This window comes from Micromonospora sp. NPDC049203, from assembly GCF_043197215.1.
Classification (GTDB): Bacteria; Actinomycetota; Actinomycetes; order Mycobacteriales; family Micromonosporaceae; genus Micromonospora.
The window spans coordinates 394,327-413,114 of the sequence record NZ_JBICSV010000006.1; the positions used below are offsets into that span (position 1 = coordinate 394,327).

General features: G+C 73.0%; 19 protein-coding genes and 3 pseudogenes. 10 read left to right on the forward strand and 12 right to left on the reverse strand.

Going from position 1 to position 18,788, the window contains the following annotated elements:
- Positions 1–188 precede the first annotated feature (188 nt).
- Positions 189–743 carry a winged helix-turn-helix domain-containing protein gene (locus ACGFIA_RS19460; protein WP_357390410.1) on the reverse strand — a complete coding sequence of 185 codons (555 nt, stop codon included), beginning with the start codon at positions 741–743 and terminating at the stop codon, positions 189–191.
- 260 nt (positions 744–1,003) lie between these two features.
- Here ACGFIA_RS19460 and ACGFIA_RS19465 point away from each other — a divergent pair, with 260 nt between their 5' ends.
- A complete protein-coding gene (locus ACGFIA_RS19465; RefSeq protein ID WP_357390408.1) occupies positions 1,004–5,401 on the forward strand; it encodes a S8 family serine peptidase in 4,398 nt (1,465 codons plus the stop codon).
- A gap of 153 nt (positions 5,402–5,554) precedes the next feature.
- Here ACGFIA_RS19465 and ACGFIA_RS19470 read toward each other — a convergent pair whose 3' ends face one another.
- On the reverse strand, positions 5,555–6,046 hold the full coding sequence (locus ACGFIA_RS19470; protein ID WP_357390519.1) for a winged helix-turn-helix domain-containing protein: 492 nt from the start codon (positions 6,044–6,046) through the stop codon (positions 5,555–5,557).
- Between the two features lie 240 nt (positions 6,047–6,286).
- Here ACGFIA_RS19470 and ACGFIA_RS19475 point away from each other — a divergent pair.
- Positions 6,287–6,520, forward strand: a pseudogene (locus ACGFIA_RS19475) (hypothetical protein); the annotation flags it as partial.
- A 30-nt stretch (positions 6,521–6,550) separates the two neighbouring features.
- Here ACGFIA_RS19475 and ACGFIA_RS19480 read toward each other — a convergent pair.
- A complete protein-coding gene (locus tag ACGFIA_RS19480; protein ID WP_357472112.1) occupies positions 6,551–7,585 on the reverse strand; it encodes a sigma-70 family RNA polymerase sigma factor in 1,035 nt (344 codons plus the stop codon).
- A gap of 96 nt (positions 7,586–7,681) precedes the next feature.
- Here ACGFIA_RS19480 and ACGFIA_RS19485 point away from each other — a divergent pair, with 96 nt between their 5' ends.
- Together ACGFIA_RS19485 and ACGFIA_RS19490 are read left to right on the forward strand one after the other, a co-directional pair.
- Positions 7,682–8,509, forward strand: a complete 828-nt coding sequence (locus tag ACGFIA_RS19485) for an alpha/beta fold hydrolase (RefSeq protein ID WP_357390515.1) — start codon at positions 7,682–7,684, stop codon at positions 8,507–8,509.
- 67 nt (positions 8,510–8,576) lie between these two features.
- Positions 8,577–8,804 (forward strand): hypothetical protein, encoded by a 228-nt coding sequence (locus ACGFIA_RS19490; RefSeq protein WP_357390513.1) that lies wholly within the window; start codon positions 8,577–8,579, stop codon positions 8,802–8,804.
- Between the two features lie 48 nt (positions 8,805–8,852).
- Here ACGFIA_RS19490 and surE read toward each other — a convergent pair whose 3' ends face one another.
- The 4 genes from surE to ACGFIA_RS19510 all read right to left on the reverse strand — a co-directional run bounded on the left by surE (position 8,853) and on the right by ACGFIA_RS19510 (position 11,957).
- Positions 8,853–9,683: a 5'/3'-nucleotidase SurE gene (surE, locus tag ACGFIA_RS19495; protein ID WP_357390511.1), complete on the reverse strand. Its 831-nt coding sequence runs from the start codon at positions 9,681–9,683 to the stop codon at positions 8,853–8,855.
- Entirely contained in the window at positions 9,673–10,614 is a 942-nt protein-coding gene (locus ACGFIA_RS19500) for a PfkB family carbohydrate kinase (protein ID WP_357472100.1), read from the reverse strand. Before ACGFIA_RS19500 ends, surE begins: the two co-directional genes overlap by 11 nt.
- A 42-nt stretch (positions 10,615–10,656) precedes the next feature.
- Positions 10,657–10,869: a hypothetical protein gene (locus ACGFIA_RS19505; RefSeq protein WP_393261233.1), complete on the reverse strand. Its 213-nt coding sequence runs from the start codon at positions 10,867–10,869 to the stop codon at positions 10,657–10,659.
- A 140-nt stretch (positions 10,870–11,009) separates the two neighbouring features.
- A complete protein-coding gene (locus ACGFIA_RS19510; RefSeq protein ID WP_393261236.1) occupies positions 11,010–11,957 on the reverse strand; it encodes an FAD-dependent oxidoreductase in 948 nt (315 codons plus the stop codon).
- A 34-nt stretch (positions 11,958–11,991) separates the two neighbouring features.
- Between ACGFIA_RS19510 and ACGFIA_RS19515 the strand changes: the two are divergent.
- Positions 11,992–12,570: pseudogene (locus tag ACGFIA_RS19515) on the forward strand (SUKH-4 family immunity protein); the annotation flags it as partial.
- Between the two features lie 40 nt (positions 12,571–12,610).
- Here the strand turns inward: ACGFIA_RS19515 and ACGFIA_RS19520 are convergent.
- Positions 12,611–13,069: a hypothetical protein gene (locus ACGFIA_RS19520; RefSeq protein ID WP_393261239.1), complete on the reverse strand. Its 459-nt coding sequence runs from the start codon at positions 13,067–13,069 to the stop codon at positions 12,611–12,613.
- Positions 13,070–13,116: 47 nt separating this feature from the next.
- A complete protein-coding gene (locus ACGFIA_RS19525; RefSeq protein ID WP_393261242.1) occupies positions 13,117–13,731 on the reverse strand; it encodes a dihydrofolate reductase family protein in 615 nt (204 codons plus the stop codon).
- Positions 13,732–13,890: 159 nt separating this feature from the next.
- Here ACGFIA_RS19525 and ACGFIA_RS19530 point away from each other — a divergent pair, with 159 nt between their 5' ends.
- Positions 13,891–14,250: an ADP-ribosylation/crystallin J1 gene (locus tag ACGFIA_RS19530; RefSeq protein ID WP_357477323.1), complete on the forward strand. Its 360-nt coding sequence runs from the start codon at positions 13,891–13,893 to the stop codon at positions 14,248–14,250.
- Between the two features lie 49 nt (positions 14,251–14,299).
- On the opposite strand, the gene ACGFIA_RS19535 is transcribed toward ACGFIA_RS19530, so the two are convergent.
- Positions 14,300–15,037: a VOC family protein gene (locus ACGFIA_RS19535; protein WP_357390503.1), complete on the reverse strand. Its 738-nt coding sequence runs from the start codon at positions 15,035–15,037 to the stop codon at positions 14,300–14,302.
- A 144-nt stretch (positions 15,038–15,181) separates the two neighbouring features.
- On the opposite strand from ACGFIA_RS19535, the gene ACGFIA_RS19540 reads away from it, so the two are divergent.
- Entirely contained in the window at positions 15,182–15,607 is a 426-nt protein-coding gene (locus ACGFIA_RS19540; protein ID WP_357390501.1) for a hypothetical protein, read from the forward strand.
- Positions 15,608–15,697: 90 nt separating this feature from the next.
- Here the strand turns inward: ACGFIA_RS19540 and ACGFIA_RS19545 are convergent, their stop codons facing one another.
- A complete protein-coding gene (locus ACGFIA_RS19545; protein WP_357390499.1) occupies positions 15,698–16,441 on the reverse strand; it encodes a hypothetical protein in 744 nt (247 codons plus the stop codon).
- 226 nt (positions 16,442–16,667) lie between these two features.
- On the opposite strand from ACGFIA_RS19545, the gene ACGFIA_RS19550 reads away from it, so the two are divergent.
- From ACGFIA_RS19550 to ACGFIA_RS19560, 3 genes are read left to right on the forward strand one after another with little or no spacing between them, the layout of a single operon-like run.
- Entirely contained in the window at positions 16,668–17,000 is a 333-nt protein-coding gene (locus tag ACGFIA_RS19550) for a metalloregulator ArsR/SmtB family transcription factor (protein ID WP_357390497.1), read from the forward strand.
- Positions 16,997–17,473 (forward strand): SRPBCC domain-containing protein, encoded by a 477-nt coding sequence (locus tag ACGFIA_RS19555; RefSeq protein ID WP_357390495.1) that lies wholly within the window; start codon positions 16,997–16,999, stop codon positions 17,471–17,473. The genes ACGFIA_RS19550 and ACGFIA_RS19555 overlap by 4 nt, the downstream gene beginning before the upstream one ends.
- A complete protein-coding gene (locus ACGFIA_RS19560) occupies positions 17,451–17,813 on the forward strand; it encodes a nuclear transport factor 2 family protein (protein WP_357390493.1) in 363 nt (120 codons plus the stop codon). Before ACGFIA_RS19555 ends, ACGFIA_RS19560 begins: the two co-directional genes overlap by 23 nt.
- Here ACGFIA_RS19560 and ftrA read toward each other — a convergent pair.
- A pseudogene (gene ftrA / locus ACGFIA_RS19565) lies at positions 17,786–18,774 on the reverse strand (transcriptional regulator FtrA). The gene ACGFIA_RS19560 and the pseudogene ftrA sit on opposite strands and share 28 nt — an antisense overlap.
- Positions 18,775–18,788 lie beyond the last annotated feature (14 nt).

An 18,788-nucleotide genomic window follows, 5' to 3' on the forward strand; every position in this document is an offset into this window, starting at 1 on the left:
ACCGTAGGAGGCAAAGACTTCTCGCGATACACGCCGCACCGGTAATCGACCGGTCGCCATCAATTCCGGCCACACCGGCGGGGGGCCTCCACCGATCGGGTCACCGGCTGTCACCGTCCGGCCGTGCGCGCCGTCGGGTCCGCGACATCACCGTTGCGGCGGGCTCAGAGCGCCCCGTGGACGGACGGTCAGTCGCCCCGTACCCGGGGTTGGCGGTGGTCGGTCAGCCGCAGGCCGACGCCGCGTACCGCCGCGATGGTGACGCCGGTGCCCAGCCCGTCGAGCTTACGGCGCAACCGCTTCACCAGGGACTGCACGTCGGCGCGGCCGTGCGTCGGCGCGTCGCGCCAGACCGCCCGGTGCAGCTCGGCGTAGCTCCACACCCGTACCGGCTCGGCGGTGAGGCAGGTCAGCAGGTCACGCTCCAGCCGGGTCAGGGCGGTCTCGCGGTCACCCCACCTGGCGGTCGAGAGGGCGGCGTCGATCACCAGCGCGCCGTCCGGCGCGGGCTCGTCCGGGGGTACGGCCCGAGCCGGCACGTCGGCCGGGGCCGGCGCATCCGTCATGATCAACTCGCGTAGCTCGTCCAGATCGGTGACCATCAGAAGAGGCGCGACGCCGTCCAGCAGCTCGGTCAGCCGCAGCCGCTCGGCCGGCGACGACGTCACGCCGATGACGAGCGAGAAGGGCCGCTCCGGCGGGTCGGTGCCGGAGTCAGCCGTGTTCGTGCCGTCAGTCGTCACCGCGCCCCACCGTGACAGAAACTGTCAACAAGCCGCCCGACGCGGGGACCTGTTGGTGACATGTTGCTCACGTACGGTCATTGATCGTTCCTTACTGTCGATCATAGTGTCCACTCAGGCGTCCGGCGCAGACCCGCACGGCGCCTAGGGGGCCTGGGGGGTTCTTGCAACACCGGTGCGACCAGTCGGGAGAGTCCGTCTCCTGGCCCTTCTGCCATGGCTCGATCATCAGCGGGTCATCGGAGTAGGAGGCAGCACCGATGCTGAGACGTCCACACAGATGGGGCCCGGCCCGGCGGCTGGTGAGCGCGGGCGCCGCCCTGGTGCTCGCCGCCACCGCGCTGGCCGCTACCGGCACGGGGGCCCAGGCCGGCACCGGCGCCGGCGCGTCGGCCGGCGACAAGATCCGTCCCGAACTCACCCGTCAGCTCCAGGGCAAGAGCGAGGGCGACTTCTGGATCCACTTCGGCGCCAAGGCGGACCTGGGCAAGGCCGCCGCGATCAAGGACTGGAACGAGCGCGGGGCCGCCGTCGCGGCGGCGCTGAAGAAGACCGCAGCCGACAGCCAGTCGAAGATCCGCGCCGAGCTGGACCGCTCGGGTACGAAGTACCAGACCTTCTGGGCGACGAACGCCATCAAGGTCACCGGCGGCTCGCTGACCATGGCACAGAACTTCGCCGCCCACTCCGAGGTGGACGGCCTGTACGCGCCGGTGGAGTACAAGCTGCCGGAGACCACCCCGGGCACCGACGAGAAGTCGGCGAACGCCCTGGAGTGGGGCATCGCCAACATCAACGCCGACGACGTCTGGTCCCAGTACGGCGTCAAGGGCGCCGGCATCACCGTGGCCAGCATCGACAGCGGCGTCCAGTTCGACCACCCGGCGCTGGTGAACGCCTACCGCGGCAACAACGGTGACGGCACCTTCGACCACGACTACAACTGGTTCGACGCCGCAGGAGAGTGCGCCACCGCGCCGTGCGACTCCGACGGCCACGGCACGCACACCATGGGCACCATGGCCGGTGCCGACGGGGCCAACCAGATCGGTGTCGCCCCCGAGGTCAAGTGGATCGCCGCGAACGGGTGCTGCCCGTCCGACGACGCGCTGGTCTCCTCCGGCCAGTGGATGCTGGAGCCCACCGACCTCAACGGGCAGAACCCGGACGCCAGCAAGCGGCCGAACATCATCAACAACTCGTGGGGCACCAGGACGCCGTCGAACGAGCCGTTCATGGAGGACGTCACGAACGCCTGGGCCGCGTCCGGCATCTTCGGCGTCTGGTCCAACGGCAACAACGGCCCGTCCTGCCAGACCAGCGGCTCGCCGGGCAGCCTGGCGAGCAACTACTCGGCCGGCGCGTACGACGTCAACAACAACATCGCCAGTTTCTCGTCCCGGGGCACCGGGCAGAACGGCGAGATCAAGCCGAACATCTCGGCGCCGGGCGTGAACGTGCGCTCCAGCGTGCCGACCAACTCGTACGCCAGCATCAGCGGCACCTCGATGGCGGCGCCGCACCTGGCCGGCGCGATCGCGCTGCTCTGGTCAGCGGCGCCCACGCTGGTCGGCGACGTCACGGCGACCCGCGCGCTGCTCGACGACGCGGCCATCGACAAGGGCGACGCCCAGTGCGGCGGCACCACCGACGACAACAACGTCTACGGTGAGGGTCGCCTGGACGCGCTCGCGCTGCTCGCGGCCGCCCCGATCGGCGACAACGGCACGCTGGCCGGCAAGGTCACCGACGCCGCCACCGGCGCGGCCATCGCCGGCGCGAGCGTCACCCTGACCGGCGCGGCGGACCGCACGCTCATCACCGGCGCGGACGGGACGTACTCCTCGCTCCTGCCGGCCGGCGACTACCAGGTGGCCGTCTCGGCCTTCGGGTACGCGACCCGCACGCTGCCGGCGACGATCACCGCGAACACGACCACCACGCTCGACGTGGCGCTCAGCGCGGTACCGAGCGTCACGGTCAGCGGGCAGGTCACCGACGGTTCCGGGCACGGCTGGCCGCTGTACGCGAAGGTCAGCGTCGAGGGCACGCCGATCTCCGACTACACCACGCCGACGACCGGCCGCTTCAGCCTGTCGCTGCCGGCCGGGGCGACGTACCGGCTCACTGTCGAGCCGCAGTACGCCGGCTATCTGACCACCACCAAGGAGGTCACCGTCGGGTCCGCCAACGTGACCGCGAACATCGCGGTGCAGGCGAACCCGGAGGCGTGCACCACCGCCCCCGGCTACACGGTCAGCTCCGACGGCGAGTACGAGACGTTCGACGGCACCGGCACCCCGGACGGCTGGACCGTGGTGGACAACGCCGGCACCGGCCAGGTCTGGGAGTTCACCGACGCCGGTGAGCGCGGCAACCTGACCGGCGGCAGCGGCAACTTCGCCATCATCGACAGCGACAACTACGGCAGCGGCGGGCGGCAGGACACGTCGCTGGTCAGCCCGGTGGTCGACCTGACCGGCGTGACCACGCCGGTGATCCGGTTCAACCAGGACTACAACTGGCTCAACAGCGACCGCGCGGACGTCGACCTGAGCCTGGACGGCGGCACCACGTGGAGCAACGTGCTGCGGCAGGCCGCCGACGTGCGCGGGCCCCGGGTGACCGAGGTGCCGATCCCGCAGGCGGCCGGCCAGTCGCAGGTGCGGGTGCGCTTCCACTACTACGAGGCCAGCTGGGAATGGTGGTGGCAGGTCGACAACGTCCTCATCGGCAGCAAGCTCGTCTGCAAGCCGGTCAAGGGCGGCCTGGTCCTCGGCCACGTCCGGGACAAGAACGACAACAGCTACGTCAACGGCGCCACGGTGACCAGCAAGGACCGCCCGGCGGAGAAGGCCACCACGGTGGCCACGCCGGACGACACCGAGCTGCCCGACGGCTTCTACTGGATGTTCTCGTCGCTGACCGGGACGCACCCGTTCACCGCCAGCGCCGGCAACTACGTGAGCCAGACCAAGCAGGTGGCGGTCGAGGAGGACTGGGCCACGGCGGCCAACTTCCAGCTCGCCGCCGGCCGGCTGTCGGTGAAGCCGACCTCGATCACCGGCACGGTCCGGATGCCGAGCGGGAAGGTCAGCAAGACCTTCACCGTGACGAACACCGGCGGGGCGCCGGTGACCGCCGAGTTCAGCGAGCGTGACGGCGGGTTCGTGCTGCAACGGGCCGACGGTTCCCAGTTGTCCCAGCAGGCGCTGCTCGGCTCGACCGGCGCGCCGGTCCAGCGGCTGACCGCCGCGACGTCGTTCGCCGCCCGCTCGTCCGGCAAGTCGTCCACCGTGATCGCGGCGGCGGCCCCGCAGGCGGACCCGTGGACCGCCATCCCGGGCTACCCGTCGAACGTGATGGACAACCGGGTCGTCAGCGTCGACGGCAAGGTCTACTCCATCGCCGGTGGCGACGGCACCGCGTCGAGCGCCAAGAACTACCGGTACGACCCGATCGCCCAGGCGTGGACCGGGATCGCCGACCTGCCCGGCGCGCGTAACGCCATGACGGTCGGCGTGGTCGACGGCAAGATCATCGCCACCGGCGGCTGGGGCGCCGCCGGTCCGGACGCCGGAACCTTCTCGTACGACCCGGCGGCGAACACCTGGAGCCGCAAGGCCGACAACCCGGCGCCGCGCTCGGCGGCCGGCCAGGCGGTCGCGGGTGGCAAGCTGTACGCGATCGGCGGCTGCACCACTGCCAGCTGCACGCCGATGTCCAACTCGGTGGTCCGCTACGACCCCGGCGCGGACAGCTGGGAGACGCTGCCCGCGTACCCGAAGTCGGTGGCGTTCCTGTCCTGCGGCGGGATCGACGGCACCGTCTACTGCACCGGCGGCAACGACGGCACCACGTCGCAGAAGGTCGGGTACGCCTTCGACCCGTCCGCGAACGCCTGGACCGCCATCCCGGACGCGCCGGCCGACAGCTGGGCCTCCTCGTACGCGGTGGCGAACGGCAAGCTCCTGGTCGTCGGCGGGTCGCAGGGCGGCGCCATCACCAACGCCGGCTTCGCGTTCGACCCGGCGACCAACTCGTGGGCGAACCTGCCCAACGCCAACACCGCCCGCTACCGGGGCGGCGCGGCGTGCGGGTTCTACAAGATCGGCGGCTCGTCGGGCAGCTTCACAGCCACCAAGGACAGCGAGGTCCTGCCCGGCTTCTCCGAGTGCTCGGAGGCCGCCGCCGACGTGAGCTGGCTGACCGTCGACAAGTCGAAGGTCACGCTGGCGCCCGGTGAGAAGGTCACCGTCACCGTCACGATGACGGCGAACGTCGACCAGCCGGGCACGTACTCGGCGTCGGTGGCGATCAAGGAGGACACCCCGTACACGGTGGAGCCGGTGGCGGTGACCATGATCGCGCAGCCGCCGACCACCTGGGGCAAGCTGTCCGGCACGGTCTCCGGCAAGAGCTGCCAGGGCGCCACCGCACCGCTGGCGGGCGTGACGGTGCAGGTCGACTCCTGGGCGAGCTCGTACACCTTCACCACCGACGCGCAGGGCCGGTACGCCTACTGGATGGACCGGCGCAACAACCCGTTGACGTTGATCGTCGCCAAGGACGGCTGGAAGCCCCAGACGCGCCAGACGAAGATCAACAGCAGCACGCCCACGGTGGAGGACTTCACCCTCTCCCCCACCCGCTGCTGACCCCGCACCCGACAGGAACGGCCCGCCCGGCGCACGCGCCGGGCGGGCCGTTCCACACTCTCGTCGATCTTGCACTTTCCGCCCCGGCGAAGCACACGAAAGCCCCGCCCGAGTGGCCGCAAGTGCAAGATCGACGGCGAGGCCGGGCGGGGGTCAGGGAGTGAGGCGCAGACCTACGCCTCGCACGGCGTGGATCTCGGCGGGAGCGTCGAGGCGGCCCAGCTTGCGGCGGAGGCGGCGGACCACCGAGTGCATGTCCGAGCGCCGCCCGAGGTGGTCGTTGCCCCAGACCGCGCGGTGCAGCCGGGCGTACGTCCACACCTGGCCGGGCGTGCCGGTGAGGCAGACCAGCAGGTCGTGCTCCAGCGGCGTCAACCCGATCTCCCGCTCCCGCCAGCGCAGCACCCGCCGGTCGGAGTCGACAGCGAGCTCCCGCCGGGGCGGCTCGGCCGGCGCTTCGTCACCCACGGGCGGGTGCGGCACGACGGTGAGCGCGGGCCGGCGTACCAGGTCGAGGAAGCGGCGGGCCTGATGGGCGCTGGACACGATCAGGAACGACTCAGTGCCGCCGAGCAGTTGGGCGAGCTGCCGGCGCTCGGCCGACGAGGTCGCGATGCCGATGACCAAGGACGGAAGCCCTGTCATCCGTTCCCACCTTTCCGGCAGGCTGAACCGCAACGCCGGGCGGTCGCCAGGCAGACGTCGCGGGGGCACCTGGCTTGCGGAGTTCGACCCGAGGGGTGCGGGAGCTGCGGTTTCGTGAGGCTTCGGGGTGAACTACCGGGATCATATAGCCGAGCACCGATGATTGGTATAGCAGTTAACGTCTATGTAACTGCGTGCGACAAGGCGGTCGAGGCAAATCGCGCCGACGCGCGCGTACCGATGAGAGCGGGGACGTACGGCGGTCCAACGCCTGTGATCACCCACCTGCTCCGCCTGGCCGACGGGACGCCGACCCGCGCGGAGATCACGGCCCGCTGCGCCGAACTGGCCGAGGCGCTGCGCGACCGCGACCGGGGCGTGGTGGTGTGCGACGTGTCCGCGGTGACCGCACCCGACCTCGTCACGGTCGAGGTGCTGGCGCGGCTGCGCCTGACCGCCCGGCGGCTCGGCTGGCGGCTCGAGGTACGCGGCGCGTGCGCGGGCCTACGCGAACTGGCCGGCCTGCTCGGGCTGGCCGGCGCCCTCCTCCAGCCGGGCGGGCAGCCCGAACAGCGGGAACAGCCGGTCGACGTCGTGGAAGTTGTTGAGCGACGTGATCCGCCCCCCGGAGACGCCGATCACGATCAACGCCCACGGCACGTGACCTGAGCCGTCGGGGTCGCACCGGTACTGGCCGAACGCGGGCATCCCGTTGGCGGCCGTCGGCACCAGTCGGGAACCGCGGCAGCCGCTGCCAGTGCCGGCCATCCACGCGGCGATGTGCGCGGAGCCGCGCAGCCACAGCGGCAGCGGCGGCATCGACAGCGTCGCGTCCTCGTGCAGCAACGCGGTGAGCGCCGCCAGGTCGTACGCCTCGAAGGCCCGCACGTAGCGGGCGAGCAGCGCCTGCTGCTCGCTGTCGAGCGGACGGCGCACCTCGGTCTCGGTGTCGGCCGAGGCGATCGTGGCGCGCGCCCGTTGCAGCGCGCTGTTGACGCTCGCCACCGACGTGTCCAGCAGTTCGGCGGTCTCCTGGGCCGACCAGGCCAGCACCTCGCGCAGGATCAGCACGGCCCGCTGCTTCGGCGGCAGGTGCTGCAACGCCGCGACGAACGCCAGCCGGACCGACTCCCGGCCGGCGACCACCTCGGCCGGGTCGGCGACCTCGGGCAGCACCCGGTCGTCGGGCGCCGGACCGAACCAGATCTGCTCCGGGCGCGGCTCGCCGGGATGGGTGGCGGTGCCGACGCCCGCCGGACCGAGGTCCATCGGCCGGATCCGGCGCTGCGCGCTCGTGGACATGGTGAGGCAGACGTTCGTGGCGATCCGGTAGAGCCAGGTCCGCAGGGCGGACCGCCCCTCGAACTTGTCGAAATTGCGCCAGGCCCGGACGAATGTGTCCTGCACCGCGTCCTCGGCCTCGAAGGCCGAACCCAGCATCCGGTAGCAGTAGCCGGTCAACTCCGACCGGTACGCCTCGAGTTGCGCCTCGACGGGAACGCTCGCCACCTCGCTCACCTCGCCGAACCTAGCCCACATGCAGCGTCGATGCGAGCACGTTCGATCCCGCACCGATGATTCCGTGCCGCCCTCCCGGTCCACCAGCCGTCAGGTCACCACATCCGAGGAGCACCGATGACAACAGCGCAGCGCGACGAGACCCACGCCCCCGGGCGGTACGCCGACGTCAACGGCGTCCACCTGTACTACGAGACGCACGGCGCCGGCCGGCCGATGATCCTGCTGCACGGCGGCCTCACCTCGGGTGAGATGTTCGCGCCGATCCTGCCCGCGCTCACCGCGCGGCACCAGGTGACCCTGGTGGACCTCCAGGGGCACGGCCGCACCGCCGACGTGGACCGCCCGCTCGACATGGCGCTGATGGCCGACGACGTCGCCGCGCTGATCGACCACCTCGGGCTGGACCGGCCGGACGTGGTCGGCTTCTCGCTCGGCGGCGGGGTCGCCCTGCACGTCGGTTTCCGGCACCCCGAGAAGGTCGGCCGGCTGGTCGCCGCGTCCGCGCACATCCGCCGCGACGCGGTGTATCCGGAGATGCTGGCGCAGCAGGGCCAGGTCGGTGCCGGGGCCGCCGAGTTCATGAAGGAGACCCCGATGTACGAGCTGTACCAGCGGGTCGCGCCGCGGCCGGCGGACTTCCCCCGGCTGCTCGACAAGATCGGCGAGGCGATGCGGCAGGACTTCGACCTCACCGAGCAGGTGCGGGCCCTGCGGGTGCCGACGCTCGTGGTGGCCGCCGACGCGGACATGGCCCCGCCGAGCCACTTCGTCGAGGTGTTCGGGCTGCTCGACGGCGGCCGGCGCGACGGCGGCTGGGCGGGCGAGGGACGCCCGGCGGGCGGGCACGCGCTGGCGATCCTGCCCGGCCTGACCCACTACGACATCGACCAGTCGCCGCTGTTCGCCGCCGTCACCCTGGACTTCCTCGACCGGAGACGCTGACGCCGCACGTGTGCTGCCCTCCGTCCCAGGGTACCGCTACTCAAGGAACACCGGTGAGGAGGACGAGATGACCGACCCCAGGTACGCACCGATCGGGCTGGCCACCGCCGGGCAGCTGGTCCCCGACGACGGGCAGGCCGACGGCGGCGAGGTCGTCGGCGCCGACGACGCGGCGGCGGACGCCGCCCGGGCCGGCGCCGACGTGGATCTGTCCCGGGCCGACCGGGACGGCGACGGCGTTCCCGTGGGCGCCGCCGACGCCGAGGCCGACCGCAGGCGCGCGGCCGGCGAGTGACGCTCTCCGCCCCGCCACCCGTACGACGGTGGCGGGGCGGACCCGTCCTCAGCCGTCGACCGGCAGCTCCACATCGGGCAGGTGGCCGAGCGCCCGGATCGCTGTCACCGCGGCGTACCCGTCGGCCAGCCAGGCGATGTCGGTGCCGGGGACCGCGCGGACGGCGTTCTCCTCCACCGCCGTACGCACGAAGCCCTCGCCGCGCTCGGCGACCGACACCTGCACCTGCCCGAACGGCGCCAGGGTCGCCTGGCGCAGCCCGGCCACCTGATCGGCCGGCAGGTCGGGCACGTTGAGGTTGAGCACCGTGCCCGGCTCCGCGCCGGCCAGCCAGGGCAGCAGCCTCCCGGCCAGCTCGGCGGCGCTCGACCAGTGGCGGGACTCGTCGTCCACGCTGTCCAGCACCGCGATCGCCGCGCCGCCGCTCCCGGCGCTCGCCGCCGCCGGGGTGAGCACGTCGAGCGACACGGCGAGCGCGCGGATGCCGTTGTTCCCGGCGGTCAGCGCCGCGCCGACGGTGCCGGAGTGCAGCACCGCGTGGCCCGCGTTGGCGCCCCGGTTGATGCCGGACAGCAGCAGGTCCGGCACCGGCCCGAACACGCCGAGCCCGGCCAGCACCGCGACGTACGCCGGGGAGGCGGCCACCGCGTACGCGGGCACGCCGGGCAGCCCGTCCAGCTCGGTCTCGCGGAACACCAGCCGTCCGTCCTCGGTCACCGCGGACAGCGCCGCGCTCATCCCGCTCGCCTCGTGCTGCGGCGCGGCGACCACCACGTCCAGCCCGCGTTCGTACGCGGACCGGGCCAGCGCGCGGATGCCGGGGGCGTACACGCCGTCGTCGTTCGTCACCAGCACCCGGGGTCGCCGGTCAGCCGTCATCGTCGCCACCGTCCAGCGGGGTCAGCCGTACCCGGCCGGCCAGTTCGCGTACCGCCTCGGCCCGGCCGGTGCCGAGCCCGTGCCGGGTCACGTTGAGCGCGCCGGCGGCGGCGCCGACGTGCAGCGCCTCCCGCAGGTCACCGCCCCGGGCCAGCACCGCCGCCACCCCGGCGGTCATCGAGTCACCGGCGCCCCGGTGGTCGGCCAGTTCCAGCGGCGGCGCGTGCACCAGCAGCGGCTCGCCGTCCTCCGGCAGCGCCAGCGCGGGCTCCCCGGCCCGGCTGATCAGCACCGTCCGCGCGCCGCGTTCCTGGCACCGGCGGCCGGCGTCGCGCAGCGCGTCCACGCTGTCGTCCTTGGCCAGGCCGTCGTCGAGCAGTTCCTCGTGGCTGACCTTCAGCACCGTCACGCCGCCGTCGAGCACCGCCTCCAGGTACGGCCCGGACAGGTCCGCCACCACCGTCCCACCGTTGGCGCTCAGGTCGGCGGCGAGCCGGCGGTAGATGTCCGGGTCCACCACCTGCGGGTCGGCCGGCCCGCTGAGCACGCTGACCGGCGCGCGCAGCCCTTCGGTGAGCGTCACCGTGTACAGCTCGTCGATGTCGTGCCGCACCATGGGCGCGCCCGGGTGCTCGGCGATCTCGGTCCGCTCGCCGTCGCGTCGGTCGTGCACGTACCAGCCGGTGCCGGACTCCCGCCGCACCACCCGTACCGTGACGTCCTCGTCTTCGAGCAGCTTGCGGACCGCGTCGCCGACCTCGCCGCCCAGGCCCACACACATCGTGACCGGCACGCCGAGCGCGGCGATCATCCGGGTCTGCCACACCCCCTGCCCACCGGGGTGCAGATGCAGCTCGGGCGCGTCGCCCTGCTGCTCGATCGTCACCGTCAACAGCGGCGCCGGGGCGAACACCATCACCTTCTGATCCATCCGCCAGTGTTGCCCGCGGACCGGCCCCGGTAATCCCCCAGGTCAGCGCGTACGCGCGGCGGTACGGCGACGCCGCAGGTACGGCAGCGCGAACAGGTAGAGACCGCTGATCAGGAGCAGGGCGAGCGGCAGCAGCGGCACGTAGGAGACCCACACGATCGGGTCCTTCTGCGCCAGCGCCACGAACGTGACCACGACGGTCACGGTGAAGGCGACGGAGAACCAGCGGTGCAGCTGACGGATGCGCGTGTCCATGGGTGACGACCTCCGGGCGATGGCCTCCCCGGCGGGGTGGCCCGTACCGGAAACGCTAGGTCCGGGCACCCGCCCGGGGCTTCTCGATTCCTGACCGGTCGACGCCGCGCCGTTGGAGCGCTGCTCGGGCGGCTCCGGCGTCAGGCGGCGGCAAGGGCGAGATCGGCCACCTCGGCGGCGCAGCCCCACGACAGCGTCACCCCCGCACCGCCGTGCCCGTACGCGTGCACCAGCCGCCCGTCCGCCGGGTCCACCTCGACCCGGGGGCCGCCGCGCCGGACCGGCCGCAGACCGATCCGCTCCCCCAGCACCGGCGCCTCAGCGAGCTGCGGCACCAGCGCCACGCACCGGCGCCGGATCGCCGCCGCCTCCTCCGGGTCGGGGCCGGTGTGTGCGACCCCCTCGTCGTAGGTGCCGCCGAGCACCACGTCGTGCCGGCGCGGATGCACGTACGTGACGCCGGCCGGGTCGTCCTCGTCGCGTACCGAGACGTCCAGGCCGGGGTTGGCCACCAGCAGGACGTGCCCGCGCGCCGGGTACACGGCCGGGTCGGCGGCGAGCTGTCCGGCGGCCAGGCCGGTCGCGTTCACCACGACCGGCGCGAACTCGTACGCCTCGGCGAGCGTGCCCAGCGCGCGGCGGACGACCTGGCCGCCGCCCGCCTCCAGGCGCTCCCGCAGCCAGGCGAGGTACGGGGTCATCTCCACCGACGGGGCGGTGAACCGCAGCAGCGCGGTGTACGGCGGCTCCGCCGGCTCGGCCGTCAGGTCGCCGCAGGCGTCGGCCCACCAGGGCGGCCCGGTGTAGGGGTGGCGCAGCCACATCCGGGTGGGCCGGTCGACCACTCCCGGCACGCCGTCGGCCGCCTGGCGGCGCAGCTCGGCGTGGGTGTCGCGGGCCCAGCGCAGCACCCGGGGATCCTCCTGCGTGTGGCTCGGGTACCAGACCGCGGCGGCCACCGCCGACACCGTGTCGGCCGGGTCGTGGGCGGTCAGCACGGTGACCCGCGCGCCGCGCCCCTGGAGCGTGAGCGCTGTCGTCATCCCGATCACGCCACCGCCGGCCACCACCACGTCCGCCTTCGTCATGACGCCATGATGGCGCAGATCCCGGACGGACCTCGATCAGAAGAGAGGTAGTGGAATGCCCTCCGAACTCGCGCGACTTCTCGACGAACTCCGCGCCGACCTGACCGCCGACGAGCCGGCCTCTCTCGCGTACGCGCGAATCGGCGCCCCGGCCGACGCGGGTGACGTGCCGGCGGAGCTGCCGGCGGCCCTGCGTGAGCTGCTGCTGGCCGCCGACGGCCTGCGGGCCGGCGCGTTCGAGCTGGTCTCGGTCGACCGGCTCGCCGACGTGCGGTACTTCCTCGACCACGCGCCCGGCTTCTCCCCCGTCTCCCGGGACAAGAATGACTGGCTGGTCTTCGCCACGTGCCGTGACGAGCCGATCTTCCTGGAGCGTGCGACCGGCTCGGTGTGGTACTTCCCGCCGACCGGCACCGAGTGGTTCATGGCCGACGCGTTCGAGGAGCTGGCACCCGGCCTCGACTCGTTCGTGCACTACTACGTGCTCGGTCCCGGCTACGCCGAGCTGGTCACCGACGACGACGGGTGGTATGCGTTCCTGCACCGGCAGGGCCTGCTCGACGACGCGGACGAGGAGGGCGAGGACGAGGACGACGACGAGGCGCAGCCGTGACCGGGGAGCCGCTGATCGAGCTGGTGCCGGCCGCCTGACGTCAGCCGGACTCCGCCCGCGCGGGCACCGCCGGTGCGGCGCGGTCCGCGCCGGTCAGGCCGGCGACGAGCAGCAGGTACGCGGCCAGCTCGACCACCGCCACGAGGGCCGGCACGGGCTGTGGCAGCGTCCGGGTGGGTGTGATGGCGTACCAGGCGAACAGGGCGGTGCCGTCGGCCGTACTGTCGAAGACCCTGTCGCCGCCGTAGACCATCCAGCCGGTGTCCGCGGAGCCCGGATCGGCCGGCATGGTGCGGACCGCGTCCACGATCAGCGGCGCGAGCGCCACCGGCACCGCCCAGCGCGGGGGCGGCAGTCCGGCGGCGACGGCGTACGCCAGCAGCAGCGCCAGGCTCAGCACCTCGGCGCCGCGCCAGAGCGGAGCGGCCGTCAGGACGCCGACGACGTGGGCGACGGCGCACACCGTCGCGAGGATCAGCAGCAGCGTGGCGCGACGCACCGGCGGATCCTTTCACGACGGACCGACCGGCCGCCGTCCCGTGCACGTCAGCTGCCGGCCGGCACCTGGTCCTTGATGTCGTCGTAGCCGACGGCGCCCGGCGCCGGGGCCGGGGTGTAGATCACCCGGAGCACGCCGGTCGGGTACGCCTCGGTCGCGGCCACCCGCAGGTGGTACGGCGCATCGCCCTCGTCGAACAGCCGGCGGCCCTTGCGGGCGGCGACCGGGTGCACCAGCAGCCGCAGTTCGTCCACCAGGCCGGCGGCGAGCAGCTGCCGCACCACCGAGATCGACCCGGGGATGAGGATGCCCTTGATGCCGGTGTCGGCCTTGAGCGCCCGCACGGCGTCGATCAGATCACCCTGGATCACCTCGGAGTTGCGCCAGGAGAATTCCAGCGGCTGGCGCGAGACGACCACCTTGCGCATGTCGCCGAGCTGCTTGGCGAACGGCGCGTCCTCACCGCCGGCGGCTTCCCGGTCCGGCCAGGCGCCGGCGAAGCTGTCGTACGTCTCGCGCCCGATCAGCAGCACGTCGGAGGTGTCGTAGTCCTCGGTGACGGCGCGGCCCATGTTGTCGTCGAAGTACGGGAAGTGCCAGTCGGGGTCGATCTCGGCGACGCCGTCGGCCGAGATGAACAGCGTGGAGATCACAGTGGCCATCGCGGTGCTCCTTGCCTGTCTGTCCAGGATGTCGACGGTTGGACCGCCGGGGCGGCGCGAACTCATCGCACCCGCTGTCGATTCTGCTGCCGAAACCCGATGGCCGGTCGCGGCACGCCGTCGGTACCGTGCCACGACCGGAGCAGAAGGGGGTACGCGATGACGGAGACGACGACGATGTGGCGGCCGACCGGCCCACGGGAACTCGACCTCGTCCGCGCCTCCGGCTGGCGGGCCTGGCCGCCTCGGCTGCCGGACCAGCCGATCTTCTATCCGGTGCTCAACGAGCAGTACGCCGTGATGATCGCCCGGGACTGGAACGTGGCGGCCTCCGGCGTCGGCTACGTGACGCGCTTCCACGTCGACAGCGCGTTCGCCGCCCGCTACCCGGTGCGGCAGGCCGGCGGCCGGGACATCCTGGAGCTGTGGGTGCCGGCCGAGGAACTGGACGAGTTCAACCGGCACATCGTCGGACCGATCGAGGTGGTGCACGAGTTCCGGCCGGAGCGGACGGCCTGACCGGCGCCCGGGCGGGCTGTCGCACCCGCCCGCCCGGTGCCGTGGCCGGTCAGCCCGGGGTGAGCACGCAGAACTCGTTGCCCTCCGGGTCGACGAGCACCCGCCAGTGGGGGTCGGCCCCGCCCAGGTCCGCGTCGCTGGCGCCGAGCGACCGCAGGCGCGCGGTCTCGGCGTCCAGGTCGTCCGACGGGTACGGGCGGACATCGAGGTGGACGCGGTTCCATCCGGTCTTCGCGTCGGCGGTGCGGACGAACCGCAGGTACGGTCCGACGCCCTTCGCCGAGCGCAGCACCGCCTCCCGGTCGGTGACCTCGTGCACCGTCCAGTCGGTGGCCCGGCCCCAGAAGCCGGCCATGGCTCGCGGGTCGGCGCAGTCGACCACCACCGCGCCGATCGGCCCGGTGCCGGCGTACCGCGCGTCCGGCTCCCGTACGCAGAACTCGTTGCCCTCCGGGTCGGCCAGGACCGTCCACGGCACGTCACCCTGGCCCACGTCGGCGGGGGTGGCGCCGAGGGCGGTCAGGCGCGCGACCAGCTGGGCGTGGTGCGCGGCCGAGGTGGTCGCGAGGTCGACGTGGACACGGTTCTTCGCCGTCTTGGGCTCGGTGGAGACGACGAGGTCGACGTAGAGGACGCGGGGGTCCGGGTACGTGAGGCCCTCGGGTTCGAGGTTCGTCACGCCGGGGGCCTCGCTGGACGTCTCCCAGCCGAGCACCTTCGCCCAGAAGCCGCCGAGCGCCACCTCGTCGTGGGCCTTCATGTTGATCTGTACGAGCCGGGTCGCCATGGCGGCGATGGTAGGTGCCGCGCCCGGTCGCCGTGGTCCCGGCAGGTGATCAGGAATCGAGAAGCGCCCGGTCAGCGCTACGCCATAGCGTTGTCGTCAGGCGGTCGGCGCCACGCGGACCGCGAGCCACGAGGGGGAACCGAGATGTCCGACGGATTCAGCGCCGAGGAGCGCGCCGCGATGAAGGAGCGCGCCGCCGAGCTGCGTGCCGAGGGGAAGAAGGGCGCCAAGAAGGCCGACGACCTTCAGGCGGTGCTCGACCGCATCGCGCAGATGGCGCCGGAGGACCGCGAGCTGGCCGAGCGCGTGCACATGACGATCACGTCCGCCGCGCCGGAGCTGTCCCCGAAGACCTGGTACGGCATGCCCGCGTACGCGAACGCCGCCGGCAAGATCGTCGTGTTCTTCCAGGACGCGGGGAAGTTCAAGTACCGCTATTCGACAGTGGGCTTCCAGGAGGCGGCGAACCTCGACGACGGCGACATGTGGCCGGCGTCGTTCGCGCTGCTGCGGTGGAGCCCGGAGGTGGAGAAGAGGCTGACCGAGCTGGTGCGGGCCGCCGTGTCCTGATCGCGCCGGGCTGCTGCTCGCCGCCGCGCCCTGGCTGCTGTCCGGCGGCGTCGCGTACCCGCTCGTACGCCGGGTGGCACGCCGCCGTCGCTAGCGCTGCCAGGAGTCGAGGCCGCGAAACGCGGACCGGGCGATGTCGTCGGCCAGGCCGGGGTCGGCGCTGGTGCCCTCCCAGCCCTGGTCGTGCACGACAGTGACCGCGTCGGCGACCCGGATGACGACGATCTGGCTGGTGGCCCGGCCCTTGGCCAGGCTGCCGTCCGGGCCGGTCGCCGGCCGGCTCACGGTGACCAGCAGGGCCTCGTCCCCGGCCCCCGCCATCGGCCGGGACGTGACTGTGACGCTGCCGCCCGCGGCCGGGAACGACAGGCAGTCCGCCACCGCTCCCCGGACCCGGCGCAGGTAGTCGGCCGCGCCGGTGCCCTCGAAGGCGAAGACGGTCTGGTGCAGCGTGCCGTAGGGGACGTTCTCCGGCGGATCCTTGGGCTGCTTGTAGGTGCTCATCATCGCGGCGCTCGCGGTGACCGACCGCCCGCCGCTGCGGAACTCCTTGTCGCACAGCTCGGGCAGCGCGTCGGCGACCTCGGTCGGCTGCGCGGGGGTCTTGCGCAGCTCCGGCGGCAGGTCGGCGAACGCGGACGTCGGGATCGTCACGGGCCCGCCGCGCGGCTGTGACGCCGACGGTGTGGCGGACGTCGGGCCCGCGGCCGGCGTCGAGGTCGTGCTCGCGCCGCCGCCGTCGTTCCCGCCGCCGTCGCCGCAGGCGCCGGCGAGCAGCGTGGCGACGAGCAGGGGTACGCCAAGCATCCGCCTCCGGCGACTCGGTGTCCTCACGTCGACCTCCGTCCCGTGCCCCGTCCCGACGACGTTCCCGATGCGGCGTCACCCGAAACAGCATCGCCACTCCCCCAACGCCCGGCCCCGCTGCCGGGTTCCGGCAGGTCGGCAGGTGTTCGGCGGGCCGGTGCGGCGGTCGGTGGAACGTCACGGGTGCCATCGGCCCCGTTGCTTCCCGCAAATGGGTGTTTGCGCAAAGGAGTGTTTGCGATAGCGTTCGGGTATGCGCTCAGAACCGGACCTCGACCTCGCCTTCGCCGCTCTCGGCGACCCGGTCCGCCGGGCCCTGGTGACCCGTCTCGCCCGGGGTGAGGCCACAGTGGGCGAGCTGGCCCAGCCATTCGACCTGACGCCGCAGGCCATCTCCCATCACGTCGGCGTGCTGCGCCGCTGCGGCCTGGTCGAGCAGCGACGGGAGGGCACGCGGCGGCCGTGCCGGCTGCGCGTCGACCGGCTCACCCGGCTCGGCTCGTGGATCGACGAGCAGCGCCGCGCCTGGGACGACCGTCTCGACGCGCTGGAGACGCACCTCTCCGGCCCGGAGGCGGCCCGGTGAGAGCCCGTACCGAACGGCACGGCGACGAGCTGATCGCCCGCCGCCACCTGCCCGCCGTGCCGGACCGGGTGTGGGAGGCGTTCACCTCGCCGGCCGGCATCGCGGCGTTCTGGGGCGGCTCGCACGCCACGGTGCCGGCGGCGTCGGTGGTCGTCGACCTGCGACCGGGCGGGGAGTTCGCGCTGGACACGCACGCGCCGGACGGCCGGACCGGACGGCTGCGGTTCGTCTACGTGAGCGTCGACAGGCCGCGCGAGCTGGTGTTCGACGAGCCGGTCACCGGCCTGCGCACCACAGTCACGCTGCGGCCCGCCGGGTACGGCACCGATCTCACCGTGCACCAGCGCGAACTCCCGCCCGAGTTGCGCACCGACCAGGCGGCCGACGGGCTCGCCTCGATCCTCGACGCCCTCGCCGCCCACCTCGCGCCCCACGACGAAGGAGACAGCAGTGACCCGAGCAAGCCAGCGTGACCTGGTCGCCGAATACTTCGACGGCTTCCGGGCGAGCGACCACGAGCGGATCCTCGCCACGCTCACCGAGGACGTGGAGTGGGTCATCCACGGCCACCGCACCACCCGGGGCCGGGCGGAGTTCGACGGCGAGATCGAGAACCCGGCGTTCAGCGGCAGCCCGCGCCTCGACGTCGAGCGCGTGCACGAGGACGGGCCGGTCGTCGTGGTCACCGGCGAGGGCCGGGGCGTCAGCGTCGAGCACGGGCCGTTCCGGTTCGCCTTCAACGACCTGTTCACGTTCCGGGACGGGCTCATCGCCCGCGTCGACTCCTACGTCGTCCCGCTGCCCGGGGCGTGAGCGCCGGACGTCCTGGTGAAGGTCCGGCGGTACGCAGACGGCGAGGTCCGCATCGCGGCGGCGAAGTGGTGCCGGAACGTCACCGCCGTCTCGAACCCCACAGTCGCGGCGACCTCCTCGATCGGCGCGTTTGTCGTCTCCAGCAGCGGCAGGCTGGCCTGGACGCGCCGCTCGACGAGCCACCGGATCGGGGTGGTGCCGGTGGCCCGCGCGAAGTGCCGCAGGTAGGTGCGGGACGACATGTGCGCCCGCCCCGCCAGCCGGTCCACGGTGATCGGGGTGTTCAGGTTCGCCAGTGCCCAGGACATGCTCGCGGCGAGCCGGTCGTCCTCCGGGTCGCCGGGCACCGCGCCTCGATGAACTGCGCCTGGCCGCCCTCGCGGTGTGGCGGTACGACAAGCCGGCGGGCGACCGCGTTGGCGATGGTCGGGCCGTGGTCGCGGCGCACCAGGTGGACGCAGAGGTCGAGACCGGCAGCGCTGCCCGCGCTGGTGAGGATGTCCCCGTCGTCGACGTAGAGCACGTCCGGGTCGACGCGTACCGCCGGGTGCCGCCGGGCGAGCAGGTCGGCGTACCGCCAGTGGGTGGTGGCCCGCCGGCCGTCGAGCAGGCCCGCGCCGGCCAGGGCGAACGCGCCCGAGCAGATCGACACGATCCGGGCGCCGCGCCGGTGGGCCGCCCGGAGCGCGCCGGTGAGGGCTGGCGACGGGTCGGCGTGCACGTCGGCGACGCCCGGCACGATCAGCGTGCCGGCGGCGGCGAACGCGTCGAGGCCGTGGCCGCTGTGCAGGGTGGCGCCGCCGACCAGCCGTACCGCGCCGGGGTCCTCCGCGCAGACGGTCAGCTCGTACCAGGGCACGTCGAACTCCGGGCGGGGCAGGCCGAAGACCTCGGTGACGATGCCGGTCTCGAACACCGACATGCCCTCGTACGCGAGCACCGACACGGTGGCGCGGTTCATGGCGGGATCTTAGC